Below are 25,025 nucleotides of genomic sequence, written 5' to 3'. Positions count from 1 at the left end.
CGCCCGGAGGGTAGGCCCTCGACGCTCGGAGACGAGCGAGGCGGGTGACCGGACGGGGCGGATGCCGCGGCATCCGCCCCCTCTCGTCACCCGCCTGTTCGCGTCAGGGCTGCGAGCTACTTCGTCAGCGTGTCGACGAAGTCCCGGTTCTCGGCGATCCACTGCTCGACGGCCGGCGCGTAGTCGTCGGAGCCGTCGGCGTTGAACATCGCGTTCTCGAGCGAGAAGAGCAGCTCGGAGTCCATCGTGAAGTCCTTCAGCCAGCCCGCGAGGGTCGGGTGCGACGTCTCGAATCCCTTGCCCCCGAACGAGTGGATGCCCTCGGCGTCGCCGAGCGCGCCCTCGGGGTCCTCGAGGTCCTTGATGGGGAACGCGTCGTAGGCCCAGTGCGGGCGCCAGAGCGTCACGGCGACGTTCTCGCCGTTCTCGGTCGCGGCGGTCAGCTCCGCGAGCATCGCGGGCGTCGAGCTCGTCAGGTAGTCCATCTTCTCGAGGCCGTAGGCGGGGATGACCTCGTCGGTCGTGACCCGGTTCAGGCCCGAGCCCGGCTCGATGCCCACGAGGCGGTTGTCGAACAGCTCGGCGTTCGCGGCGAGGTCGGCGAGCGAGTCGACCGGGGCGTCCTCGTTCACGGCGATCGTGAGCTTGGCGTCCTCGTTCCAGGCGCCGAGGTCGACGAGGTCGTCGCCGTACTGCTCGATGTAGTCGGCGTGCGTGATCGGCAGCCACGTGTCGAGGGTCACGTCGTAGTCGTCGGTCGTGAGACCGGAGTAGACCGGCGCGGGGTCGGCGTACTCGAGCGTGACGTCGTAGCCCTGCTCGGTGAGCACGGCCTTCCAGAGCTCGCTCGCGGCGATGCCCTCGTCCCAGCCGTTGAACACGGCGATCGTGACGGACTTCTCGTCGCCGTTCTCGAGGGTCTCGGCCTCTGCACCGGCGGCGCAGCCGCCGAGGGCGAGCGCGGAGACCACTCCGAGTGCGAGTGCTCCGGTGAGCGTGCGCTTCTTCATGTGTGTTCCTTTCCTCCCGTGTGCTGTGTCACGGGTGTTGGGGAGCGCCGCGCGATCCCGCACGGCGAGTCGTTCGCCGCGGGTCAGGCGGTGGCGGATGCCGCGGGCAGCCGTTCGGCCTCGGGCCCGAGCGGCTCCGAGGCATCCGTCGCCGGTGCCGGCCCGCGTCGCCGGCCCGGCTTGCGCCGGGTGCCGAGCGCACCGGTGACCCGGTCGAGGATGATCGCGAGGATCACGACGGAGAGCCCGGCCTCGAAGCCGAGGCCGACGTCGATGCGGGTGAGCGACTGCACGACCTCGCCGCCGAGCCCGCCTGCGCCGACCATGCCCGCGATGACGACCATCGAGAGGGAGAGCATGATGACCTGGTTGACGCCGGCCATGATGCTCGGCATCGCGAGCGGCAGCTGGATCTGGCGGAGGATGCGCCACGGCGAGGAGCCGAAGGCCTGGCCGGCCTCGACGACCTCCTTGTCGACGCCGCGGATGCCGAGCTCGGTGAGCCTGACGCCGGGCGCCATCGCGAAGATGATCGTCGCGACGATGCCGGGCACGACGCCGACTCGGAAGAGGATGAGCGCCGGGATCAGGTAGACCATCGCGGGCATCGTCTGCATGAAGTCGAGGATCGGGCGGATGATCCTCGACGCCATGTCGGACCGGGCGGCGAGGACGCCGAGCGGCACCGAGATCACCACGGCGATGAGCGAGGCGACGAGCACGAGGGCGAGCGTCGACATGGCGTTGTCCCACTGGTCGACGCCGACGATCACGAGGAGGCCGAGGGCGGTGCCGATGGCGAGCTTCCAGCCCTTCGCGAGCCAGGCGATCGCCGCGAGCACGAGGATGACGACCCAGAACGGCGGCGTCTGCAGGGCGAAGTCGACGAGGTCGTAGAAGCCGGCGAAGACGTTCCGCACGACCGTGAAGAACCCGCCGAAGACGTCGGTGATGAAGTGGATGGCGGCGTCGGCCCAGTCGCCGAGCGGAAGGCGGAAGTCGTTCACACCGGGCTCCTCTCCCCCGCGGCTTCCGCTCGCGTGGCTTCGGCGCGGATGTCGGCGGCCTCGGCCGCCGCCGCTGCCACGGCGCTCGCGTCGGCCGCGTCGGCGATCGCCGTGTCGGGCCGAGACGTGCGGTGCAGCGTGGCGGTGATGACGTCGACCGGGATCGTGGCGGGCGTCTCGATGACGGCGTGCTCCCCCGTGTTCGACGAGACGTTGCCGAGGGCTGCGAGCAGGGTGACGCGCGGCACGGCGCCGAGCAGGCGCCCCTGGTCGTCGACGACCGCGAGCGGCAGTTGGCTCTCGACGGCGCTCTCGAAGAGCTCGGAGAGGTGCTCGTCGGCGCCGACGACGGGGTGGTCGTCGCTGATCGCCGGCTCGAGCGATCGCTCACCGCGCTGCACGAGGCGCAGCACGTCGCGGTCGTGCACGACGCCCAGCAGGCGTCGGCCGCCGCCGACGACGAAGACCATCGAGGTCTGCAGGTCGCGCATCGAGCGCAGCGCCGCCCTCGGACCGGCCGAGGCGGTGACGACGGCACGCGGCGCCTCCATGACGTTGCCGGCGGTCAGCACGCGCGAGCGGTCGACATCCTGCACGAACTGGGCCACGTAGTCGTCGGCGGGATCGGTGAGGATCTCCTCGGCGGTGCCGAGCTGGACGATGCGTCCGTCGCGCATGACGGCGATGCGGTCGCCGAGGAACATCGCCTCGTTGAGGTCGTGCGTGATGAAGACGATCGTCTTGCCGAGCTCCTGCTGCAGTTCGACGAGCTGCTCCTGCATCTCCTTGCGGATGAGCGGATCGAGTGCCGAGAACGCCTCGTCCATGAGCAGGATGTCGGTGTCCGACGCCAGCGCCCGGGCGAGCCCCACGCGCTGCTGCATGCCGCCCGAGAGCTCGGCTGGCATCTTGTCGCCCCATCCGGCCAGGCCGACTCGGCCGAGGATGTGCTCGGCGCGTTCACGCCGCTCGGTCGCGCCCACGCCCTGGATCTCGAGGCCGTAGGCGGCGTTCTCGAGCACGTTGCGGTGCGGCAGCAGTGCGAAGTGCTGGAAGACCATCGACACGTGGCGACGACGCACCTCGCGGAGCCGCTTCGGCGACATGCCGGTGATGGTCTCCCCCATCACCGTGACGGTGCCGTCGGTCGGTTCGAGCAGGCCGTTCAGCGTGCGGATGAGCGTCGACTTGCCCGAGCCCGAGAGCCCCATGACGACGAAGATCTCGCCCCGCCGCACATCGAAGTCGGCGTCGATCACTGCGGCGGTGCCGAGCGACGCGAGCTCGGCGCGGCCCGCGCCGGCACGAAGGCGCTCGAGCGCCTCCCTTGGCTTCCGCCCGAAGAACTTGGTGAGGCGACGAACCGAGAGTGCTGGTGCCTCGGTCTCGAGTGCTGGTGTTGCGGACATGGACAGGCTCCCGGAGCGCACGCCGAACACCGCGCACGAAGGACGAGCGCGGTCAGGAATCGGGCAGGGCTGACTCGTGGGTCACGGCCGGGTTCACGGCGATCCGGATGTCTGGACTCAAGCCCCGGTCTTTGCTGCGACCGCGGGCGAAACACGACTTCCATGCAGCCGGCCATCGGGGCCGGATGCCACGCCGCCGAACCATACGTTTCTGCATGCCGATCTCGGAATGCAAAAGCGCGGACTGGGCGATTCGGTCTTGCAGGACCACGTCCACCGTATCGAGGTCGTCACGACAAACCCAAATCGTGTCGCGCGAATTCCGAGTTGATCAGGGGTTTCGTTGCCCCTGTCTGCGCGCTACTCCCCCGCGGCCTGCAACGCGGTGCAGTTGGCGCAGAGGCCGAACACGTCGACGACGTGCGCCGCGCCGGTGAACCCGTGCTCGGCCGCGACCGCCTTCGCCCACGCCTCGACCTCGTCGGCGGCGATCTCGACGGTCAGCCCGCAGTTGCGGCATATCAGGTGGTGATGGTGCCCGGTCGTGCTGCAGGCGCGGTACAGCGCCTCGCCGTCGGGCGACTGCAGCGAATCGGCCTCGCCGCTCGAGGCGAGGTCGCCGAGCGCGCGGTACACCGTCGCGAGGCCGATCGGCGACCCGCTCGAATGCAGGGTCGAGTGCAGCGCCTGCGCGCTGATGAAGCCCTCGGTGCCGTCGAGTGCTTCGCGAACGGCCTCTCGCTGCCAAGTGTTGCGCTTCATGCGATCCGTGCGTCCTCCGCGGTCTCCACCGGTATGGCGACTCGGTTCAACGGTAGTCCCCGAACCTTGGAGATGCCCAGCGCGAGCAGGAAGAACGCCGTGGCCGCGAGGGCGATCGCCGGACCGGCCGCGATCTCGAACATGCGCGACGAGATCACGCCCAGCACTCCCGCGGCCGCACCGATGACGGGCGCGGCGAAGAGCAGCCCCCGGAACGAGCGCACGATGAGCCTGGCTGCTGCGGCGGGCGCCGCGATCAGGGCGATCGCGAGAATGGCGCCGACGGCGGGGAGCGAACTGACGACCGACGCGGCGGTGAGGCCGAGCACGAGCAGCTCGATCGGCCATTCTCGGTACCCGGCGGCGCGGAAGCCGGCGGGATCGAAGGTCGAGAAGGCGATCTCCTTGCCGAACAGGGCGATGCAGACGACCGCGACGATCGCAACAGATGCCGCGAGCAGAATATCTCCGTCGCTGACCGTGAGGATCGAGCCCATGAGCAGCGATTCGGCTCGCACCGGGAGTCCGGGGATCAGCGCCTGGAGCAGGGCACCCGCGGCGAAGCCGCCGGTCAGCACGATGCCCGCGGCGACCTGGGCGCCCTGCCGCCGCACACGGGCGATACCCGCCATCACGGCGACGAGGACGACGGATGCCACGGCGGCGCCGGCCGGCACGCTCACGCCGAGTGCGGCGGCCGCCACTGCGCCGGGGTAGGTGCCGTGCGTCAGTGCCTGTGCGAAGAAGGTGCGACGCCGCACGACCACGAGGCTGCCCACGAGCCCTGCGCCGGCACCGATGATGATCGCGGCGATGAGCGCCCGCTCGAAGTACCCCATCAGCGCACCTCCCCCGCCGCGACGGGAGCGAGGCGGCCCTTTCGGGTGCGGGAGCGCCCGACCGCGCTGCTCACGAGCAGCACGAGCGCGTACCCGATCACGAAGACCGCGACGACCGTGCTGCCGGCCGGCACGTCGACGCCCGCGCCGACCGAGATCGCGAAGCCGAGGGCCAGGCTGAGCCAGGCCGCGACCGCTGCGAAGACCGCCGCCACGGGGAACAGCCACCACATCCGCGTGGTCGTGAGCCGGGCCACCGCGCCCGGCACGATCAGGAGCGCGAGCACGAGCAGTGTGCCGATCGTGCTGGCGGCGGCGACCACGACGAGGGCGATCGCCGAATTGAGCACGAGGTCGAGCACGAGCGCCGAGTCGCCGGCGGCGCGGCTGCCCTTCGCGTCGAAGGCGCGGTACAACTGCTGCTTCAGCGTGAGCAGCACCATGCCGAGCGCGAGCAGGCTCACGATGATGAGCGGCAGCACCTCCGCGGGCGGGATCGTCAGCACGCGGCCGAAGAGCAGCGCCTCGAGCTCTCCGGCGTAGTCGTCGCTGCGCGAGACCACGATGACGCCGACGCTGAACGTCGCGGTCAGCACGATCGCGATCGCCGCATCGGAGGTGATGCCGGCGCGGTCGAGCCAGGTCAGCGCGAGTGCACCCGCGAGCGCGGCGATCGCAGCGCCCGGCAGGAGCCCGGCGCTGCCGCCGACCGCGAGTCCGATGGCGAGTCCGGGGAAGACGGCGTGGGTCAGGCCGTCGCTGATGAACTCGAGCCCCCTGAGGTTCACGAGCACGCCGACGAACCCGGCGACCACTGCCAGCACGAGCATGACGAGGAGCGCCCGGCCCATGAACGGGATGGCGAATGCGCCGAAGAGCGCGTCGGTCAGCGACATCCGTCACCGCCCGGCCGGATCGGACCGGTATATGTCGCGTGCGGCATTCAGTGGCCCTCGTGTCCGGGAACAACGAGGGTGTGCTCGTCGATCTCGACCTCGACGCCCTCGAAGCACTCCTGCACGTTGCTGAGGGTGAGCACGTCGTCGACCGGCCCACTCGCGAGCTGGGTGCCGTTGACGAGCACGACCGAATCGCAGACGCGACGGGCGAGATCGAGGTCGTGCGTCGAGACGAGCACCGCGACTCCGCGGGTCTTGAGCGTTCGAACCGTCTCGACGAGCGCGTCGCGGTTGGGCTGGTCGAGGCCGTTGAACGGCTCGTCGAGCAGCAGCAGCCTGGGATCGGAGGCGAGCGCGCGAGCGAGGAGGCCCCGCTGGCGCTGGCCGCCGGAGAGCTTGCCGAACGGGCGCTTCGCGAGCTCGCCGAGTCCGACCGTGTCGAGCGCATCGCGCACGGCGGCGCGATCGGCGCGGCCCGGCCAGCGGAGGAGGCCGAGTCCGCGATAGCGGCCCTGCATCACGACCTGCTCGACGCTGATCGGGAAGTCGGGGTCGAGGTCCGCCGATTGCGGCAGGAAACCGACCATGCCGTTCGCGGCATGCGATGCGGCGGGGTCGCCGTCGGAACCACGGGTGCCGAATTCGATCGTGCCAGCGGTGCGCGGCACGAGCCCGAGGATCCCCTTCAGCAGGGTCGACTTGCCCGCGCCGTTCGGCCCGATGAGCGCGACGGCCTCACCCGACGCGATGTCGAGGTCGAGGCCGCTGACGCCCGTGCCGCCGGGGTGGGTGAACGCGGCGCCGCGGAGGCGCAGCACGGGGGAGTCGTTCATGGCTGTCATCCTTGCAGTGCCTCGGGCAGCGCGGTAGGAGTGACGCCCCACGACTCGAGGATGAGGCGCGCATTGTGCAGCTGGCTGCCGAGGTAGGTGGCGCCGTCGCTGCCCTCGACGCCGAGGGAATCGCCGTAGAGGGCATCGGACCCGGAGTAGACGGTGACACCGGCTTCGGCGGCGATCGTCTCCGCTGCCTTCGGCGAGATGGATGCCTCGGAGAACACGGCCGTGGCACCGGTCGCCCGGATGCGGTCGACGAGGGCATCGATCTCGGCGGCGCTCGGCTCGGCGTTGTCGTCGAAGCTCGGGATCACGCTGCCGACGAACGTGACGTCGTAGGCGTCGACGAAGTAGGTGAAGGCGTCGTGGTTCGTCACGAGCAGTCGCTCGGCGACCGGCACGGTCTCGACGTTCTCGGTGATCCACTCGTCGAGTGCGTCGAGCTTCGCCAGGTAGGCGGTCTCGTTCTGCGCGACGACGGCGGTGTCGACACCCGGCACGGCGGCGAGCCCGTCGGCGATGTTCTCGAACATCTGCTCGGCGAGTTCGGGGTCTGTCCAGATGTGCGGGTTGCCCGCGCCGTGGTCGTGGCCGTCGTGATCGGCCGACTCGTCGTGATCGGCATCGGCGGCGTCGGCGGCATCGTCTGCGGCGTCCGTCGCCTCGGTCTCGTCGTGCGCCTCGGCGGCGTCGGCGTCGTCGTGGTCGTGGTCGTGGTCGTCGGTGCCGTGGAGCTCGATGCCCGTGCTCGCGTCGATGAGCGCGCCGTCGAAGCCCGAGGCCTGCACGGCGTCGTCGAGCCAGCTCTCGAGGCCGCCTCCGTTGACGACGAGGGCGTCGGCCTGGGACAGCGCGAGGAGCTGCGCCGCCGACGGATCGAAGCTGTGGGCGCTCTGCCCGGGGGAGAGCAACTGGGTGACCGGAGCGCTGTCGCCCACGAGCTCGCGAGTGAAGTCGCCGACCTGGGTCGTCGTCGCGACGATCTTCGGGCCATCGCCCGATGCACCGGATGCCGCGGGCGCCGAGCACCCCGCGAGGGCCAACGCCGCGGTCGCGAGCACGGCACCGCCGGCGAGTGTCGCGGGCAGCCGACGGAGGGCACTGCTTCGGTTGGTCATGATCCCACCGTACGTCTTATTGATAATGATTGTCAAAACCATGAAGCGACGGATTCGGACACACTGAATGAACATCAGCCGGTGATCCACGTATTCCGGCGACATCCTGTGGACAGCTCTGGCGAGTGTCCGACCGACGTGGGAGAGTGAAGCACGTGGATACGACGACAGCTCCTCTCACGTTGCATCCGTTCACCGTCGCCGATGCCGAGCGCGTGCTCTCGGGCGAGGTGGACCCCCATGACGGATGGGAAGGCGCGTACGCCTTCACCGACGAGCCCGAACTGCTCGCCGAGTACCTCCGCATGGTGCAGCAGAACGGCGATCCGACGCCGTACGGCCCCTACCTCGTTCGACGAGGCGAAGACGGCCCGGCGATCGGGGGAGTGAACCTCTTCGGTCCGCCCGGCGACGACGGCGCCGTCGAGTTCGCGTTCGGGCTCGTGCCCGCCGTGCGCGGGCAGGGGCTGTCGACGTACACCGTCGCGGCCGTCGTCGAACTCGCGCGCGGGGCCGGCGTGGTCATCCTGCGCGCCGAGGCCGAGGTGCCGAACCTGCCGGCCCGTCGAGCGCTCGAGGGGGCAGGGTTCGCCCAGTCCTCGCGAACGGCCGAGGCGATCACCTACGACCTGCACCTGTAGCCGCAGCCGCTGCTGCGTACAGCGAGTGCGGGGCGCGAGCGCCTACTCGAGCAGCAGCGCCGGCTCTTCGATGATCGACGCGACGTCGGCGAGGAATCGCGAGGCCACGTCGCCGTCGACCACGCGGTGATCGAACGAGGCGCCGATCGTCGTGACGAATCGCGGTCGCACCTCGCCGTCGACGACCCACGGCTTCTGCTTGATCGTGCCGAGCGCGACGATCGCGACCTCGCCGGGGTTCAGGATCGGGGTGCCCGTGTCCATGCCGAAGACGCCGATGTTCGTGATCGTGATCGTGCCGTTCTGCATCTCGGCGGGCTGCGTCTTGCCCTCGCGCGCCGTCAGCGTGAGCTGTTCGAGCGCAGTGGCGAGCTCGACCATCGTCATCGCCTGGGCCTCCTTGACGTTCGGCACGATGAGGCCCCGCGGCGTGGCCGCGGCGATTCCGAGGTTCACGTAGTTCTTCACGACGATCTCGGTGTCGGTCCACTGGGCGTTGACCGTCGGGTTGCGGCGCACGGCCCAGATCATCGCCTTGGCCATGATCAGGAGCGGTGAGATGCGCACGCCCGCGTAGTCGGGGGAGGCCTTCAGGCGCTTCAGGTACTCCATCGTGCGGCTCGCGTCGACGTCGACGAACACGCTCACGTGCGGCGCCTGGAAGGCGCTCTGCACCATCGCGCTCGCGATCGCCTTGCGCACGCCCTTGACCGGGATGCGCTCTTCGCGGCCCTCGGGCCGCTCCGGCGTCTGGATGTTGCGGAACACGCTCGCCTGGCTCGCCTCGCGGATCACGTCGTCCCGCGTGATGTCGCCGATCGGGCCCGTCGGCGCGACGCGCGACAGGTCGACGCCGAGGTCCTTCGCGAGCTTGCGGATCGGCGGCTTCGCGATGACCGGAAGCTGCGGCGCGGGCCGCGATGGAACGACGGCGGGGGATGCCGCGGTGCCGACCGCGGCCGCGGGGCTCGGGTTCGCCGGCGGCACCGGGGGAGCGGTGACGGGTGCGAGGTGACCATGCGCTCCATCGGGCGTGGCATGGCGCTTCCGCCGCGTCGCCGCCGGCCCGGAGCTGCCGTGCCCGACGAGCACCGCGCCGCTCTCCTCGGCTGCCGCAGCGGCGGGCGCAGGCGCCGCGGGCGCAGGCGCCGCGGGCACCGCAGCCGCGATGCCTGCGTCGGGGACGGCCGGGGCGTCGGAGGCGGGCCCCGCCGCATCCGTCTGGATGACCAGGATCGGCGTGCCGACGTCGACCGTGTTGCCCTCTTCGACGAGCAGTTCGGAGACGACGCCCTCGAATGCGCTCGGCAGTTCGACGAGCGATTTCGCGGTCTCGATCTCGACGAAGACCTGGTCGAGGGCGATGCGATCGCCGGGCGCGACCCGCCACTGCACGATCTCGGCCTCGGTGAGGCCCTCGCCGACATCGGGGAGGGGGAATCGGATCTCGCTCATACTCTTTACCCTCGCAGTCGGTCTATGCCGTCATCGTCATGTCAGTGCGGCGCGGCGCGGCGCCGCTCCGCGTCAGTACGCCAGGGCGCGGTCGACCGCCTCGAGCACTCGGTCGGGACTCGGCAGGTACTCGGTCTCGAGGGCGGCCGGCGGGAACGGGGTGTCGAAGCCCGACACCCGCAGTACCGGCGCCTCGAGCGAGTAGAACGCCCGCTCGGCGACCGTCGCGGCGATCTCGGAGCCGACGGAGACGTTGCCGTACGCCTCCTGTGCGACGACGAGACGCCCCGTGCGGTGCACCGATTCGAGCAGCGGCCCGTAGTCGATGGGGGAGAGCGAGCGCAGGTCGACGACCTCGATGCTGCGGCCCTCGGTCTCGGCGATGTCGGCCGCCTGCAGCAGCGTCGCGATCATCGCGCCGTGGCCGACGACGGTGACGTCGGTGCCCTGGCGCATGACCCGGCTCGCGTGCAGCGGCAGGCCGGCGTGGTCGAGGTCGACGGGGCCCTTCGGCCAGTAGCGGCTCTTCGGCTCGAAGAACAGCACGGGGTCGTCGGAGCGGATCGCCTCCTGGATCATCCAGTACGCGTCGTGCGGGTTCGACGGGCTCACCACGCGCAGGCCCGGGGTGTGCGCGAAGTACGCCTCGGGGCTCTCCTGGTGGTGCTCGATGGAGCCGATGTGGCCGCCGTAGGGCACGCGGATCACGACGGGCATCGAGAGGGTGCCGTCGTGGCGCACCGTCTGGCGCGCGAGCTGGGTGGTGATCTGGTCGAACGCGGGGAAGATGAACCCGTCGAACTGGATCTCGATCACCGGGCGGTAGCCGCGCATCGCGAGTCCGATCGCGGTGCCGACGATCGCCGACTCGGCGAGCGGGGTGTCGAGGATGCGACGCTCGCCGAACTCGGCCGAGAGCCCCTCGGTCACGCGGAAGACGCCGCCGAGCGGGCCGATGTCCTCGCCCATGAGCAGCACCTTCTCGTCGGCGCGGAGCGCCTCGCGGAGGCCCGCGTTGATGGCCTTGGCCATCGAGAGCGTCTGCACGCCGCGCACGGGCGCCTCGCCGGTCGAGGGCGTGTCGCTCGCGACATTCGTCACGTGGTTCTCCTCTTCGGTGCGGGCGCTCATGCCGCGCCCCCTGCCGGGCCCTCGAACGAGGTCTCGAAGTTCTCGAGCCATGCGGCCTGCTCGACCATGAGCGGGTGCGGCTCGCTGTAGACGTGCTCGAAGATCGCCTCGCGCGTCGGCGCCGGCAGTTCGAGCGCGCGGCGCCGCAGGTCGGCGGCGATGTCGTTCGCCTCCGCGTCGACGTCGGCGAAGAACGAAGCGGATGCCCCGCGGCCCTCGAGCCACGTGCGGTAGCGCGGGATCGGGTCGCGCGCCTCCCAGTAGGCCACCTCGTCGTCGGTGCGGTACTTCGTGGGGTCGTCGGCCGTGGTGTGGGCGCCCATGCGGTACGTCACGGCTTCGATGAGGCTCGGGCCGTCGCCGGCGCGCGCCTCCTCGAGCGACTGACGGGTGACCGCGTAGCTCGCGAGCACGTCGTTGCCGTCGACGCGCACGCCCGGCATGCCGAAGCCGCCGCCGCGCAGCGACAGCGGGCTCCGCGACTGCCGCGCGACGGGCACCGAGATCGCCCACTGGTTGTTCTGGATGAAGAAGACCTGCGGCGTCTGGTAGCTCGAGGCGAAGACGAGCGCCTCGTTCGCATCGCCCTGCGACGTCGAGCCGTCGCCGTAGTACACGAGCACGGCGGCATCCGTCTCGGGGTCGCCCGTCGCGGTCGCGCCGTCGAACTGGAGCCCCATCGCGTAGCCCGTCGCGTGCAGCGTCTGCGACGCGAGCACGAGCGTGTAGAGGTGGAAGTTGCCGTTCTCCTCGGGGTTCCAGCCGCCGAGGGTGGCGCCGCGCAGCAGCGCGAAGATGCGAGCGAGGTCGAGCCCGCGGATCATGCCGACGATGTGCTCGCGGTACGACGGGAAGAGATGGTCTTGCGGGCGGGCCGCGTGCGCGGAGCCGACCTGCGCCGCCTCCTGACCGTGGCTCGGCACCCACAGGGCGAGCTGGCCCTGCCGCTGCAGGTTCGCCCCGGCCACGTCGACGCGGCGCGAGACCGCCATGTCGCGGTAGAAGCGCTGCAGTTCGGCATCGCTCAACGCCTCGACGAGCGGGAGGTAGGCCTCGGCCTCGGGGGAGGGACGAAGGTCGCCCTCGGGGGTCAGGAGCTGGACCGTCGGTGCGGTGAACTCTCTTTCGCGGGCTGCCACCGTTCCACGCTACCCGCTACTGCGGGTGCCCTTCTTGTGAGCCCGGTACAAGCTCACCCAGAATCGTGAGGAGGATCTCCACAGATTCTTCTTCACCGATCGAGATGCGGATGCCATCGGGAGCGAAGGCGCGCGTCACGATCCCGGCGTCGAACAGGCGCTCGGCGACGGCGGCGGTCGCGTCCCCGGCGGGCAACCAGACGAAGTTGCTGCGGGCGGTCGGCACCGGCCAGCCCTGCGCCACGAGGGCGGCGTGCACGCGGTCGCGCCGGTCGGCGATCGCGCCGACGCGCTCGAGCAGCTCGGCCTCGGCCACCGGCTCGAGCGAAGCGATGGCAGCGGATGCCGCGGCGGCCGTGACCCCGAGGGGGATCGCGGTCGCGCGAGCCGCGTCGAGCAGCTCGACGGGACCGATCGCGTAGCCCACGCGCAGCCCAGCGAGGCCGTAGGCCTTCGAGAAGGTGCGGAGCACCACGAGGTTCGGGTATCGGCCGATGAGCGTGCTGCCGTCGACGGCGTCGACGGCGCTGCCGTCGCCCCGCACGAACTCGGCATAGGCCTCGTCGAGCAGCACGAGTCGGTCGGCGGGCACCCGCGCCATGAACGCCTCGAACTCGGCGGCGGTCACGACGACACCCGTGGGGTTGTTCGGGGAGCAGACGATGACGACGCGCGTGCGATCGGTGATCGCGTCGGCCATCGCGTCGAGGTCGTGACCGTGATCGGCGCGGTTCGGCACCATCACGCTCGTGGCGCCCGCGACCGTGACGAGGCCGGGGTAGGCCTCGAACGAGCGCCAGGAGTAGACGACCTCGTCGCCGGGGGCTGCCGCAGCGAGGATGAACTGGGCGAGGAGCGCGACCGAACCGGCGCCGACGAGCACCTCGTCGGCGGTGACGCCGAAGCGCTCGGCCAGTCGTTCGCGGAGGGCAAGCGCCGTGGCATCGGGGTACCGGTTGATGTCGTGCGCAGCTGCGGCGACGACGTCGACCACCGAGGGCAGCGGGCCGAACGGGTTCTCGTTGCTCGAGAGCTTGAAGCCGTCGGCGGGCGCGGGGCGCCCCTGACGGTACGGCGGAAGGGCGGCGATCTCGGGGCGCAGGCGTACGCGCGCCCCCGTGGGCTCCGGTGCGGTCACGATTTCCACCGTACTCCTTCGTTCTCAGCGGCCTCGTCTGACAGAGTGGTGCCATGCGGTTCATCGTCAAGGTCATCGTCATCGCGCTCGCCCTCTGGCTCACGACCCTCATCGTGTCGGGCGTCAGCGTCGTGCCCTATGAGGACACCGAGGTGGCGACGGTGCTCACCTACCTGCTCGTCGCGCTCATCTTCGGTCTCGTGAACGCCTTCATCGGCAACCTCATCAGGATCGTCGCGTTCCCGCTCTACGTGCTGACCCTCGGCCTCATCTCCTTCATCGTCAACGGCCTCCTGCTGCTGCTCGTCGACTGGATCAGCGAGCTCATGGGCTTCGGTCTCGTGGTCGAGAGCTTCTGGTGGGGCGTGCTCGGGGCGCTCGTGCTCGGCCTCATCAGCTGGCTCATCGGCCTCGTGCTGCGTCCGGTGTCGAAGGACTGAGCTCCCGGGTCGCGACCCACCGCGTCATCTCGCCTGCGCCGCTGCCGGTGAACTCCGCGACCTGCTCGCGGAACGCCCTGAGCCGTGCCTCGTCGGAGGCGTCGATCAGTGCCGCCGTCTCCTGATAGCGCTCGAGCTGGTGGGCCGGCACCGCGTCGTCGTACTCGACGCCCGCCTCGAGCACGCTCCGCGAGACGGTGAGCCGGTCGGGCGACGGATGTCCCGAACCGCCGACCGCGGGAACGAGGTCCTCCTCGTGCTCGACCGAGAGCAGGGGCACTCCGTCACGGAGCTCCGCCGACGCGACCGGGCCGCCGACGTTCACCGCGGCGACGACGTCGAGTTCGGGATCGCCTGCGAGCGCCGCAGCCGCGATGCCGCCGCCCGAGTACCCGACGGGCAGGAGCGGGTCTCCCGGCCGCGCCCCGGCCTCGACGAGGGCCAGACGGGCGGCGCGTTCCAGCGCCGCGGAGTCGGCGCCGGCGATGCGCAGGGCGTCGAGCGCCGAGTCGTCGGCGATTCCGTGCAGGTTGCTCGTCATGTCGTTGGTCTCCGCGCCGGCGGTCGTCGTGAAGTCGACCGTTCCACCGAGGTAGACGATCCACCGCGGGTCGGTCGGGTCGCCGTAGCGCTCGACCCGGATCTGCGCTCCGGCGTCGGTGGGCGGAATGCGGTCGACGAGGTCGGCGACGCCGGTGGGCGCGGGCACCGGTCCCTCCAGCGGATGCGCGTCGGTGCGGGCCGCGCGGGCTCCCGCGCTCCGATCGCCGCGCCCGTCGGGGATCGGGCGGCTCACTCGAACGGGCCCGTCGACGAGGAACCGGCTGCCGAGCGTGGTGCCGAACAGCCCGGCGACGCCGAGGGCGATCGACGCGGACTCGGGGGCCCGGATCTCGGCGCCGACGCCGACGGCGAGCCCGGCCGGCACCCGGAGCCCGCCGGCGACGAGTTCGTCGGTCGAGTCCGCTGCGATGCGCACCGCACGCACGAACGCAGGGTCGGAGAGCATTCCCCTCCGGTCGGCGAGCCACGTCTCGAGCGGTGTGCGCCAGCCGAGTGCGTTCGCGCCGGCGATGATGCCGGCGAGCGCACCGCCACCGATCAGGACCCCTGGGAGCACGGCCACGCCGCCCAGGAGCCATGCCAGCGGCCCGCCGGCGATCCGCCAGATCGCCGCCACCGCCCCCTCGGTGGCGCCGTAGCGCTCGGCGCTCTCGGTCAGCGCCTCCCGCAGCCACCCGGCGATGTCGGACGCTTCGCGCAGTCGGGCCATCGCCACCGCCATGCTCCACGTCGGGGAGGACAGGTCCGAGGGCCCTGCCGCCGGTTCCGAGAGGTCGAGTTCGATGAGGCCGCGGCTGATGACCCGCGTGCGTTCGTGCCAGTCCGCCACGACGGCCTCTGCGCTGCCCAGACGTGCGGCGTCGGCGAAGAGCTCGTCGGTCGCGACGGCGGTGGATCCGCCGCCGCTGAGGGTCAGCGCGTCGTCCACGCGGCATCGGTTCGGGTGGTCGGCGCGGAGTGCTCGACGAGTGTCGCGCGCTGCACGTCGAGCTGGCGCTCCATGCGACGGATCCGCTCGACGAGCGCCGCCTCGGCGTCGACGAGCCCATCGCGCGCGGCGAGCACGCGCGCGCGGAGGTCGTCGAGACCGCGTACGTATCCGTCAGCTGCTGCGGACCTCCAGACCCCGGTCGTCGGCGGCACGAGCCGGTGCACGGACTCCTGCACCTCGGCCAGCAGCGACCGGAGCATGAGGAGATGCGCCCTGGCGTCGTCGATGCGATCGAGCGTCAGCGCGGTGCCCTTCACGGCGAGTGCGTACGGATCGGAATCGAGCATGCGACGAGTGTCGCGGAGCCGCTGACCCGATCGACTCCGCGACGGCGGTTGCAGCCCCTGCGATGCCGGTGGCCTCCTGTGGAGGAGGAGTGCCGCCTCAGTCGACGAGCACCGCGTCCAGCGCCTGCACGCCCACGCGACCGAGTCGCCCGCCGGTGCCGATCGTGTCGACGATCGCGCTGCCGAGCACGAGCGCCCAGGCACGGGCGCGGTCCCACATCGCGGCATCCGTCTCGCGAAGGCGGTCGACCTCTGAACGGAAGACGGCGCGATCGAGGGCGTCGAAGCCGAGCCAGGCCGTCGCGAGATCGCACGCCGGGTCGCCGGCGCAGACGTCGCCGAAGTCGACCACGGCCGCGAGGTCTCCGGATGTCGCGAGCACGAGGTTCGCCGGATGCAGGTCGCCGTGCAGCCACACCGGCGGTCCCGACCATTCCGCCGCGGCCAGTCCACGGTCCCAGACGGCGCGCAGCGCCTCGATTTTTTCGGGCTGCACCGCGAGCCCGCGCTCGAACCTTCCTCGCACGACCTCGTCGCGCTCCGCGAGCGGCACGCCCCGATACGGGTTGCCTGGGGCCTCGGCGGGCGCGGCGACACCGAGCTCTGCGACGAACGCCGCGAGCGGCGTGGCCGCCGCGGCTCGCGCCGAGGGCTCCACATCGGCCGCGCTCACCCCGTCGAACCACGGCAGGATGCTCCATGGGAAGTCGAACCCGAGTTCGGGGGCCGGGCGCCCGATCCGCTCGGGCGCGGGCACCGGCACCGAGACGCGCGCGGCGATCGATGGCAGCCAGCGCTGTTCGTGCAGCACGAGGCCCGCGGCGATCGTGCGGCGCGGCAACCGCACCAGGTGGTGCTCGCCGAGCCGGAACATCGCGTTGTCCCAGCCGTTCGCGACCAGCACGACCCGGCCGGCCAGGTCGGGGTGCTGCGACGCCACCAACGCCTCCGCGAGCGCTTCGTCGACGACGATGTCGGGCTCGGGGGCATCCGTCATCGTGCCCACCCCCTCTCTCCGCCACGCTCGACCGCCCAGCGTACCGCCCCCGAATTGGTGCTGTGGGATCGCCCGATGTCGTCCACAATGGAACCCATGACGCGAGCGGATTCCGCGGGGGACGACGCGCCGCCGTTCCGGGTCTCATTCGTGTGCACCGGCAACATCTGCCGCTCACCGATGGCCGAGGTGGTGCTGCGCGCGCAGGCCGAGCACGCCGGGCTCAGCGACCGCCTGGCGATCGAGTCGGCTGCTACCGGAGACTGGCACGTCGGCGAGCCCGCCGACCGGCGCACGATCGATGCGCTCGAACGCGCCGGCTACGACGGTCGCCACCACCGCGCCCGCCAGTTCGAGGCGACCGACTTCCCGCGACTCGACCTCGTCGTCGCCTTCGACCGCGGACAGGCGCGCATCCTGCGGAACTGGGCGCCCGGTCCCGCCGAGCAGGAGAAGGTGCGGATGCTCCTCGAATTCGAGCCCGAATCGACCGAGCTGCACGACGTCCCCGACCCCTACTACTCCGACGAACCGATGTTCGATCGAGTACTTGAGATGATTGAACGGTCGACGTCGGCGCTCTTCCGGCAACTCGCACCAGCACTCAGACAAGGAATCCGATGACTTCGCTGCCTCCCCAGCCGCTCAGCCCCCTCGACGGTCGCTACCGCTCGGCGGTCGGAGAGCTCGGCGAGCACCTCTCAGAGGCCGGCCTCAACCGGGCGCGCGTGCACGTCGAGGTCGAGTGGCTGATCGCCCAGACCGACCGCGGCTTCTTCGGCACCTCCCCGCTGACCGACCACCAGAAGTCGAGCCTGCGCCAGGTCGTGGCCGACTTCGGCCAGCCCGACATCGACGAGCTCGCGAGCCTCGAGGCCACCACCCGGCACGACGTCAAGGCCGTGGAGTACTACGTGCGCCGCCGCCTCAGCGACCTCGGCCTCGACGCGATCGCCGAGCTCACGCACTTCGCCTGCACGAGTGAAGACATCAACAACCTCTCCTACGCGATCACGGTGCGCGACGCCGTGCAGGGCGTCTGGCTGCCGAAGTACCGCGCCGTGATCGAGACGATCGAATCGCTCGCCCGCGAGCACCGCGACGCGTCGATGCTGTCGCGCACCCATGGCCAGCCGGCGACGCCGTCGACCATGGGCAAGGAGCTGGCGGTCTTCGCCTACCGCCTGCGCCGCATCGAGCGCCAGATCGAGGCGACCGAGTACCTCGGCAAGTTCTCTGGTGCGACCGGCACCTTCTCGGCGCACGTCGTGGCAGCTCCGGATGTCTCGTGGCCCGAGGTCTCCCGCGAGTTCGTCGAGTCGCTCGGCCTCACGTGGAACCCGCTCACCACCCAGATCGAGTCGCACGACTGGCAGGCCGAGCTCTACGGCAAGATCTCGCACGCGAACCGCGTGCTGCACAACCTCGCCACCGACATCTGGACCTACATCTCGCTCGGCATCTTCCGCCAGATCCCCGCGCCCGGCGCGACCGGCTCGTCGACGATGCCGCACAAGGTCAACCCGATCCGCTTCGAGAACGCCGAGGCGAACCTCGAGCTCTCCTCCGCCCTGCTCGATTCGCTGGCCGCGACCCTCGTGACGAGCCGCATGCAGCGCGACCTGACCGACTCGAGCGCGCAGCGCAACATCGGCGTCGGCTTCGGGCACTCGATGCTCGCACTCGACAACATCCAGCGCGGCCTCGGCGAGATCGACCTCGACCTCGCCGTGCTCGCCGCCGACCTCGATGGCAACTGGGAGGTGCTCGGCGAGGCGATCCAGACGGTGATCCGTGCAGAGGTCGTCGCCGGTCGCTCGACGATCGCCGACCCCTACGCCATGCTCAAGGAGCTCACCCGCGGCAAGCGCGTCGGCGCAGCCGAGCTCGCCGAGTTCGTGAACTCGCTCGAGATCGGCGACGACGCGAAGCAGCGACTGCTCGCGCTCACCCCGGGCTCCTACACCGGCATCGCCTCGGAGCTCGTCGACCGCCTCGGCTGATCCCGGGCTCAACCCGCGTCGCGGGATGTGCGCCTCCCTCGGGTGCTCCGTCGGGTGCGCACACCCGCGCGCGAGCATGCCCCCATGGTCGCGGCGACTCCGGCGACTCCCCGACATCCGCCTGGATGACATCGGAGGTTTCAAGGGGATCATCCGCAAGGAGGGTTGACTTTCTCACACGGGGTTCCCTAGCGTGGCGCTAGAGATCGGATGTTTAATTCGATGTCGAGCTTGGTGCACAACGAACAAGGGAGTTCTCGTGACTGACCAACCTGCCCGCGGGGCGAACGCCGCTCCACTACGACATGTCCTTCATCCGACGATCGCCGGCGTGGGCCTCGCCGCCCTCGTCCTCTCAGCTCTGCCCGCTCTGCCCGCGTATGCGGCGGAAGCGGTCACCGTCTTCGTCGCCACGACCGGTGACGACACCGCCGCAGGCACGTCCGCTGCGGCGCCCGTGAAATCGCTGACCCGGGCGCAGGAGCTCGTCCGCGACGCCGTCGCCGGCGGCGGGCCGGTCACGGTCGAACTCGCCGAAGGCGACTACTACCTCGATTCGACGCTGGCCCTCACGAACGCCGACTCGGGCAGCGCCGGAGCCCCGGTGCGCTGGGTCGGCGCCGGCGAGGGAGCCACCCTCAACGGCGGCCGCGAGCTCGTGGGCGAGTGGAGTCCGACCGAGGCCGATCCGAGCATCATGGTGACGGACGTGCCCGCCGGCATCGACTTCGACGAGCTCTTCGTCGACGATGTCCGCCAGGTCATGGCCCGGTACCCGAACTGGGACGACGCCGCCCCCCGCCTCGAGGGCACGACGACGTTGTCGACGTTGAACTCGCGTTCCGCCGACTGGGCCGAGCCGTCCACGGGCTACGTTCGCGCGATGCACTGCCACGACTGGGGCAGTGTCTCGTTCACGATCGCCGGACGGACCGGCGATGCGCTCGACCTGAGCTTCGTCGGCGACAACAACCGCCCGCAGGACTGCAACGCGACCCAGCCGCTGAAGGCCGATGCGGTCATGGTGGAGAACATCCGCGAGGAGCTCGATGCCGCGAACGAGTGGTTCCTCGACCGCGCCGCCGACAAGCTCTACCTGAAGCCCGCACCGGGCGTCGACCTCACGACCACCAGCATCGAGGTCGGCGAGCTCGACGAACTCGTCACCCTGACGGGCGCGTCCGCGGCCGATCCGATCCACGACATCACCTTCGAGAACCTGAGTTTCGAACGAACCCACCGCACGCTCTTCAACAACGAGTTCGTCAACCTCTCCCGGGGTGACTGGTCCGTCGTGCGCAAGGGCGCGGCGACCGTGAAGAACAGCCGGAACGTGACGTTCACGAAGTCCTCGTTCACCGATCTCGGCGGCAACGGCATCTTCCTCGACGGCTACAACAGCGACACCGCGATCACCGCCAGCCGGTTCGAGAACAACGGCGCGACCGACGTCCACGTCGCGGGCTCGCCCGACGCGGTGCGCGACTACGCCGACAACTACTTCACGACGCCTCGCATCACCGACCTCGAGAGCGGACCGAAGACCGAGGACTACCCGCGCGACGTGCTCATCGAGGGCAACGTCATGCGCAACAACGGGCGCTACGAGAAGCAGACCTCGTCGGTCAACATCGCGATGGCCCTCGACGTCACGGTGCGTGGGAACTCGCTGTCCGACAGCCCCCGCGCGTGCCTGAACTTCTCCGACAACACGTGGGGCGGGCACCTCATCCAGGACAACGACATCTTCGACTGCGTGCGCGAGACCGGCGACAACGGCTCGATCAACTCGTGGGGACGCAGTCGGTTCTGGAAGACCGGAGCCGCCAACAACGCGTTCGCGAGCCTCGCCGACGGCGTCACGTTCATGGGCAACACCGGTGGGGCGCTGACGGCCGAACAGGCCCGGGCCATGATGAAGCTCGACGTCGTCGAGCCGATCACGATCGACCACAACCGGTTCTGGCACGACGGCGACTGGGCGATCGACCTCGACGACGGCTCATCCAACTTCGTGATGACGAACAACGTCCTGCTCAAGGGCGGCGTCAAGCTCCGCGACGGATTCGACCGGACCCTGCGCAACAACCTCATCCTCGACGGGTCGACCTTCGAGCAGGTGAGCTACATGCCGGGCGGCGATGTCATCGAGCAGAACGTCACCCTCGGCGGCCTCCCGTACAACAACGTCCTGAACGACCCCGTCAGCGCGAAGTACACGATCGGCAAGAACCTCTTCTGGAACGCCGGAGCAGCGATCGACGTCCGGCCGAAGGGCGGCGCCTCGGAGCGGCTGTCGTCGGACGGCGCCACCATCAACACGGCCACGTCGTGGTACGGCGCGGGGATGGATCGGGATTCGGCGGTCGGCGACCCGGTGTTCGTCGACGGCGACCCGACGGCGAACTACGACTTCACGGTCGCGGACACCTCGCCCGCCCTGTCGCTCGGGTACCGGAACATCCCGATGACGGGCTTCGGCGCCCCCGGTGGTGCACTGCCCCCCGAAGCCGTGCTCCCGACGGGCACGACCGGCCCCGACCCCGTCGACCTCGCACGACGCAAGTACGTGGAGACGATCTGGGGCTCCTCCATCACGAACATCACCACCAAGGCCGAACAGTCGTCGTACGCGATCAGCGACTACAAGGGCGTGAAGTTCAACTCGGTTCCGGCCGGCAGCCTCGCCGCGACCGCCGGTCTGCAGGCCGACGACCTCGTGCGCTCGATCAACGGCGTCGAGGTCACCGAGCAGCGCAATTCCTTCTGGCAGGCCTACAACGCCCTGCCCGCCGGAGCATCGATCGAGCTCGACGTGCGCCGCGCCTCGACGAACGTCGCGGTCGAACTCGTCAAGCCCGCCGAGGCGGAGATCCTCAACAACACCTCGGGCGTCGTCTACCGGACTGCTGCGGCCCCGACCCGGGAATCGTGGATCTGGCGCGATGCCGGGCGCGGCGGCGCGAGCGCATGGCTCGACGACATCGACGCGACGCAGAACCTCGGCGACTCGTGGGAGCTCGCGTTCAACGGAACCGGAATCGACATCATCTCCCAGGTCAACACCGACCTCGGCGATGTCGAGATCGCCATCGACGGTGAGCCCTTCACCACGCAGTCCTTCCACAACGCCAGCAGGCTGCACCAGCAGACGGTGCTGTCGATCAGCGATCTCGCTCCGGGCGTGCACACGATCACCGGCACGATGAAGTCGGGCGACTACATGATCGTGGATGCGTTCAAGACCCACCCGGCGGCTGAGCCGGGCGACGTCGAAGCCCCGGAGGTGACGCTCGCGACGTCACCGTCGGAGCCGGCCTCGGGGTGGTTCACCGGAGACGTCACCGTCACGGCGACGGCGACCGACGACATCGACGCGGCTCCCGCGATCGAGTACTCGACCGGAGCCGGATGGCAGGCGTACACCGGGCCGATCGTCATCACCGAACCCGGTGTCACCACGGTCACGGCACGAGCCACCGACGCGGCGGGCAACGTCTCCGAGGAGGTCGGCATCACCGTCAGGATCGAGGAGGATGCCACCGTCGGCACCTTCGTGATCGGCCTGCCGAGCAAGCTCATCGCGAAGTCCGGTTCCCAGGTGAAGTACCTGGGTCAGGTCTTCGCCGGCGACGGTTCGAAGCCGGTGGGCACGCTGACCATCACCGAGGGGTCTCGCGTTCTCGCCACGGTCGAGATCGCGGCGAGCGACAAGGGACGGTTCAGCGTGAAGCTGCCGAAACTCGACCGGGGCGTGCACGTGCTCCGGGCGACGTTCGACGGCACGGCACCGTTCGCCGATGCATCCGCGGTGCCGGTACCGATGCTGATCTGGTAGCCCAGCACGACACTGCATGGGCCTGGATCCGGTGTTCCACCGGGTTCAGGCCCCTTGCGTCAGTGGCCGGGCGTCTCGGGTGCTGCGGGGCCGTCGGTCTCGTCGGGCTTCGCGGCCTCCGGGGCGGCCGGTGCCGGGCCGTCGATCTCGGCCGTCTCCTCGGCGTTGGGCTTGATCGCCATCGAGAGCAGGGCGAGCGTCATGAGCACGACGATGAACGCGATACCGGCGATGATGAGCGCGAGAACGGGCTCGCGTGCGGTGATCAGCACGACCAGGCCCGTGAAGATCGCGGCGATCGCCGCGCCGCCGACGTACTCGATGGGGCGGAGCACGTCGCGCCGGCTCGGCTTGTACTCACCGGGGGTGTTGGTCACGAGGTCTGCTCCGTTCCGGGGGCGTCGGGCGCGGCATCCGCTGGGCTGGTGGCCCACTTCAGCGAGAACCCTCCGATCAGGAGGTAGACGCCGAGGATGACGAGGTAGCCGCCGAGCAGGCCGACCGCGGTGACGGCGTCGAGCGGGATCGCGAGGAACACGAGCGCGAGGATCGCGGTGAACGCGCCGGCGGCGATCCAGTCGCGAGCCGCCGGGGTGCGGCCGCGCGCACGCAGGCCGGCGAACAGCTCGAGGACGCCGGTGATCGCGGCCCACACGCTCACGAGGTAGAGCAGGAACGGCAGCCCGCCCTGCACGGTGAGCGCCAGCAGACCGGCGGCGACGGTCACGACGGCCGCGATCACGAAGAACGAGCGGATGCCGCGCTCTTCAGTGAATCGCAGCGACAGCGCACCGGTGACGAGCCCCGAGACGACGGCCCAGAGGCCGAAGACCAGGAGCCCGAACTCGGGGGAGTGGTTCTGCGAGAAGGTGATGGCGGCGGCGGGCACGAGTGCCAGGATGCCGCGGACGACCGGGACGACCCAATAACGGGCGCCTTCGGGAGCGGCTGCGATGGCCACTTGACCTCTTTCACATCGGTTGGGGTACCGATCCATCCTACGTTGGCGGCGCGGGCGCCGAGTCCGTGGCCCGCGCGGCATCGCCGCCGGGTGCGTTCCGGGCGACCATGGCCGCGCCCAGCCGGTGCAGCTCGCGGCGGAGCGACTCGGGCTCGACGACCTCGAGGTACTCGGCCCAGCCGGCGAGTCCGCGCGCGATGACGACCTCGGTCGGGGCGGTCACGACGACGCGGGAGCGCCCGGGATCGAGCTGCGCCTCGTCGATCGCGCGCTGGCCGAACTGCGTGTGCAGCAGCGGCACGATGCCGGAGTCGACGATGATGGTCGCCGTCGCGGCGGCGCGCTGCCGTTCGACCGCAGCGGTGACCCGCTCCCAGATCTCGGCGAGGTCGAGGTCGTCGGGGCGCTCGGCGCGCTCCTCGGTTCGCGCCGCGTCGAGCATCCGGTCGACGCGGTAGGTGCGCTCGGTGCCGTCGACCCCGCCGAGCAGGTACCAGTGCTCCTGCTTCTGCACGAGCCCCCACGGGTCGACGGTGCGATCCGCGGGCTCCCGGTTCCACGCGGCGTACCGGATGCGGAGTCGCACCCGATCGACGATCGCCGATTCGAGCACGGGGAGCAGCGCGGGCCGGGCAGGGGTCGGCCGCCCCCACTCCCCGGGGTCGATGACGACCGCCTCCGCTGCCGCCTCGGCGTGGGTTCGGAAGGTCTCGGGCAGGGCGCGCACGAGCTTCCGCAGTGCGGCCTTCGCTTCCGGATCGACGGAGGCCGCGGGCCCCACCAGCAGGAACAGGGCGCGCGCCTCGTTCGACGACAGGCCGCTCAGATCGGTGCGGGCGCCGCCGAGCAGCTGCCATCCGCCGCCGCGGCCGGCCTGGGGATACACGGGGATGCCGGCAGCCGACAGCGCCTCGAGGTCGCGTCGGGCCGTCGCGATCGAGACCTCGAGCTCCTCGGCGAGCTGCGCGGCGGTCACCCGCCCCCGCGCCTGCAGGGTGAGGAGCACTGCCACGAGGCGGTCTGCGCGCATGATTCCATTGTCGTCGGAAAAGTAGTCAGAAGGTGAGCACTTCTGCGTTCGAGACTGTACTCATCACCTCGGAACCGCCGGGGAACCGCTCGAAAGGAGCCGCTCGTGCTCAGGGGATTCGCCACCGTCAGCTACTACGCCGCCGACCTCGAGGCGGCCACCGCCTGGTACACCGAGGTGCTCGGCGCCGAGCCGTACTTCCACCGCCCGGGCTACGTGGAGTTCCGCGTCGGCGACTACCAGCACGAGCTCGGCATCATCGACGCGGCCTACCGCCCCACCGCATCGGATGTCCCGGCCGGCGAGATCATCTACTGGGCCGTCGACGACGTGACGGCGACCTACGAACGCCTGCTCTCGCTCGGCGGCGCGCCGTACCAACCGCCGATGGAGCGCGGCCCCGGATTCACCACGGCCTCGGTCGTCGACCCGTTCGGCAACATCCTCGGCGTGATGTTCAACCAGCACTACCTCGACGTGCTCGCCGGGCGCTGACCGGCGCCGTCGGGCGGTGAGCGCAGGCTCACCGC

The 25,025-nt window shown here is 70.4% G+C and carries 24 protein-coding genes; 6 read left to right on the top strand and 18 right to left on the bottom strand.

All coding sequences use genetic code 11. The features are described from left to right. Positions 1-116 precede the first annotated feature (116 nt). From ACFTQE_RS15340 to ACFTQE_RS15305, 8 genes are all read right to left on the bottom strand, one after another. A complete protein-coding gene (locus ACFTQE_RS15340) occupies positions 117-1,010 on the bottom strand; it encodes a glycine betaine ABC transporter substrate-binding protein (RefSeq protein WP_376925886.1) in 894 nt (297 codons plus the stop codon). Positions 1,011-1,093: 83 nt separating this feature from the next. Then, positions 1,094-2,017, bottom strand: coding sequence for an ABC transporter permease (locus ACFTQE_RS15335; RefSeq protein WP_376925885.1), 924 nt, complete (start codon positions 2,015-2,017; stop codon positions 1,094-1,096). Beyond that, entirely contained in the window at positions 2,014-3,426 is a 1,413-nt protein-coding gene (locus ACFTQE_RS15330; RefSeq protein WP_376925884.1) for a glycine betaine/L-proline ABC transporter ATP-binding protein, read from the bottom strand. Before ACFTQE_RS15330 ends, ACFTQE_RS15335 begins: the two co-directional genes overlap by 4 nt. A 360-nt stretch (positions 3,427-3,786) precedes the next feature. Beyond that, positions 3,787-4,188, bottom strand: a complete 402-nt coding sequence (locus tag ACFTQE_RS15325; RefSeq protein ID WP_376925883.1) for a Fur family transcriptional regulator — start codon at positions 4,186-4,188, stop codon at positions 3,787-3,789. After that, positions 4,185-5,027: a metal ABC transporter permease gene (locus ACFTQE_RS15320; protein WP_376925882.1), complete on the bottom strand. Its 843-nt coding sequence runs from the start codon at positions 5,025-5,027 to the stop codon at positions 4,185-4,187. The genes ACFTQE_RS15325 and ACFTQE_RS15320 overlap by 4 nt, the downstream gene beginning before the upstream one ends. Then, positions 5,027-5,923, bottom strand: coding sequence for a metal ABC transporter permease (locus tag ACFTQE_RS15315; protein WP_376925881.1), 897 nt, complete (start codon positions 5,921-5,923; stop codon positions 5,027-5,029). The genes ACFTQE_RS15320 and ACFTQE_RS15315 overlap by 1 nt, the downstream gene beginning before the upstream one ends. A 47-nt stretch (positions 5,924-5,970) precedes the next feature. After that, positions 5,971-6,759 carry a metal ABC transporter ATP-binding protein gene (locus ACFTQE_RS15310; protein ID WP_376925880.1) on the bottom strand — a complete coding sequence of 263 codons (789 nt, stop codon included), beginning with the start codon at positions 6,757-6,759 and terminating at the stop codon, positions 5,971-5,973. Between the two features lie 5 nt (positions 6,760-6,764). Continuing rightward, a complete protein-coding gene (locus ACFTQE_RS15305) occupies positions 6,765-7,880 on the bottom strand; it encodes a metal ABC transporter substrate-binding protein (protein ID WP_376925879.1) in 1,116 nt (371 codons plus the stop codon). A 155-nt stretch (positions 7,881-8,035) separates the two neighbouring features. Between ACFTQE_RS15305 and ACFTQE_RS15300 the strand changes: the two genes are divergently transcribed. Continuing rightward, a complete protein-coding gene (locus ACFTQE_RS15300; RefSeq protein ID WP_376925878.1) occupies positions 8,036-8,521 on the top strand; it encodes a GNAT family N-acetyltransferase in 486 nt (161 codons plus the stop codon). Between the two features lie 42 nt (positions 8,522-8,563). Here the strand turns inward: ACFTQE_RS15300 and ACFTQE_RS15295 are convergent, their stop codons facing one another. From ACFTQE_RS15295 to ACFTQE_RS15280, 4 genes are all read right to left on the bottom strand, one after another. Then, positions 8,564-9,976, bottom strand: a complete 1,413-nt coding sequence (locus ACFTQE_RS15295; RefSeq protein ID WP_376925877.1) for a dihydrolipoamide acetyltransferase family protein — start codon at positions 9,974-9,976, stop codon at positions 8,564-8,566. Positions 9,977-10,048: 72 nt separating this feature from the next. Beyond that, positions 10,049-11,008 (bottom strand): alpha-ketoacid dehydrogenase subunit beta, encoded by a 960-nt coding sequence (locus tag ACFTQE_RS15290; protein ID WP_376925888.1) that lies wholly within the window; start codon positions 11,006-11,008, stop codon positions 10,049-10,051. 95 nt (positions 11,009-11,103) lie between these two features. Continuing rightward, positions 11,104-12,246 (bottom strand): thiamine pyrophosphate-dependent dehydrogenase E1 component subunit alpha, encoded by a 1,143-nt coding sequence (locus ACFTQE_RS15285; protein ID WP_376925876.1) that lies wholly within the window; start codon positions 12,244-12,246, stop codon positions 11,104-11,106. A 16-nt stretch (positions 12,247-12,262) separates the two neighbouring features. Continuing rightward, positions 12,263-13,387 carry a histidinol-phosphate transaminase gene (locus ACFTQE_RS15280; protein WP_376925887.1) on the bottom strand — a complete coding sequence of 375 codons (1,125 nt, stop codon included), beginning with the start codon at positions 13,385-13,387 and terminating at the stop codon, positions 12,263-12,265. Between the two features lie 50 nt (positions 13,388-13,437). Here ACFTQE_RS15280 and ACFTQE_RS15275 point away from each other — a divergent pair, with 50 nt between their 5' ends. Next, positions 13,438-13,824 carry a phage holin family protein gene (locus tag ACFTQE_RS15275; RefSeq protein ID WP_376925875.1) on the top strand — a complete coding sequence of 129 codons (387 nt, stop codon included), beginning with the start codon at positions 13,438-13,440 and terminating at the stop codon, positions 13,822-13,824. On the opposite strand, the gene ACFTQE_RS15270 is transcribed toward ACFTQE_RS15275, so the two are convergent. From ACFTQE_RS15270 to ACFTQE_RS15260, 3 genes are all read right to left on the bottom strand, one after another. Then, entirely contained in the window at positions 13,787-15,316 is a 1,530-nt protein-coding gene (locus ACFTQE_RS15270; RefSeq protein ID WP_376925874.1) for a hypothetical protein, read from the bottom strand. The two genes, ACFTQE_RS15275 and ACFTQE_RS15270, sit on opposite strands and share 38 nt — an antisense overlap. Then, positions 15,301-15,666 carry a hypothetical protein gene (locus tag ACFTQE_RS15265; RefSeq protein ID WP_376925873.1) on the bottom strand — a complete coding sequence of 122 codons (366 nt, stop codon included), beginning with the start codon at positions 15,664-15,666 and terminating at the stop codon, positions 15,301-15,303. The genes ACFTQE_RS15270 and ACFTQE_RS15265 overlap by 16 nt, the downstream gene beginning before the upstream one ends. A 97-nt stretch (positions 15,667-15,763) precedes the next feature. Then, entirely contained in the window at positions 15,764-16,663 is a 900-nt protein-coding gene (locus ACFTQE_RS15260; RefSeq protein ID WP_376925872.1) for an aminoglycoside phosphotransferase family protein, read from the bottom strand. A 96-nt stretch (positions 16,664-16,759) separates the two neighbouring features. On the opposite strand from ACFTQE_RS15260, the gene ACFTQE_RS15255 reads away from it, so the two are divergent. The 3 genes from ACFTQE_RS15255 to ACFTQE_RS15245 all read left to right on the top strand — a co-directional run bounded on the left by ACFTQE_RS15255 (position 16,760) and on the right by ACFTQE_RS15245 (position 22,504). Then, on the top strand, positions 16,760-17,287 hold the full coding sequence (locus ACFTQE_RS15255; RefSeq protein WP_376925871.1) for a low molecular weight protein-tyrosine-phosphatase: 528 nt from the start codon (positions 16,760-16,762) through the stop codon (positions 17,285-17,287). Then, a complete protein-coding gene (gene purB / locus ACFTQE_RS15250) occupies positions 17,284-18,666 on the top strand; it encodes an adenylosuccinate lyase (protein WP_376925870.1) in 1,383 nt (460 codons plus the stop codon). The genes ACFTQE_RS15255 and purB overlap by 4 nt, the downstream gene beginning before the upstream one ends. A 259-nt stretch (positions 18,667-18,925) precedes the next feature. After that, complete coding sequence (locus ACFTQE_RS15245) at positions 18,926-22,504, top strand: OmpL47-type beta-barrel domain-containing protein (protein ID WP_376925869.1); 3,579 nt, start codon at positions 18,926-18,928, stop codon at positions 22,502-22,504. Between the two features lie 59 nt (positions 22,505-22,563). On the opposite strand, the gene ACFTQE_RS15240 is transcribed toward ACFTQE_RS15245, so the two are convergent. The 3 genes from ACFTQE_RS15240 to ACFTQE_RS15230 are packed head-to-tail and all read right to left on the bottom strand — an operon-like array spanning position 22,564 to position 24,495. Further along, positions 22,564-22,881, bottom strand: a complete 318-nt coding sequence (locus ACFTQE_RS15240) for an amino acid transporter (RefSeq protein WP_376925868.1) — start codon at positions 22,879-22,881, stop codon at positions 22,564-22,566. After that, a complete protein-coding gene (locus tag ACFTQE_RS15235; protein WP_376925867.1) occupies positions 22,878-23,465 on the bottom strand; it encodes a DUF308 domain-containing protein in 588 nt (195 codons plus the stop codon). The genes ACFTQE_RS15240 and ACFTQE_RS15235 overlap by 4 nt, the downstream gene beginning before the upstream one ends. Before the next feature lie 37 nt (positions 23,466-23,502). Further along, positions 23,503-24,495, bottom strand: coding sequence for a helix-turn-helix transcriptional regulator (locus ACFTQE_RS15230; RefSeq protein WP_376925866.1), 993 nt, complete (start codon positions 24,493-24,495; stop codon positions 23,503-23,505). A gap of 105 nt (positions 24,496-24,600) precedes the next feature. On the opposite strand from ACFTQE_RS15230, the gene ACFTQE_RS15225 reads away from it, so the two are divergent. Next, positions 24,601-24,990, top strand: a complete 390-nt coding sequence (locus tag ACFTQE_RS15225; protein WP_376925865.1) for a VOC family protein — start codon at positions 24,601-24,603, stop codon at positions 24,988-24,990. Positions 24,991-25,025: the final 35 nt, after the last annotated feature.

The organism is Agromyces sp. NPDC056965 (assembly GCF_042673425.1).
Taxonomy (GTDB): domain Bacteria; phylum Actinomycetota; class Actinomycetes; order Actinomycetales; family Microbacteriaceae; genus Agromyces.
Note: the sequence above shows the minus strand (reverse complement) of the source record. Positions and strands in the feature narration are given on the sequence as shown.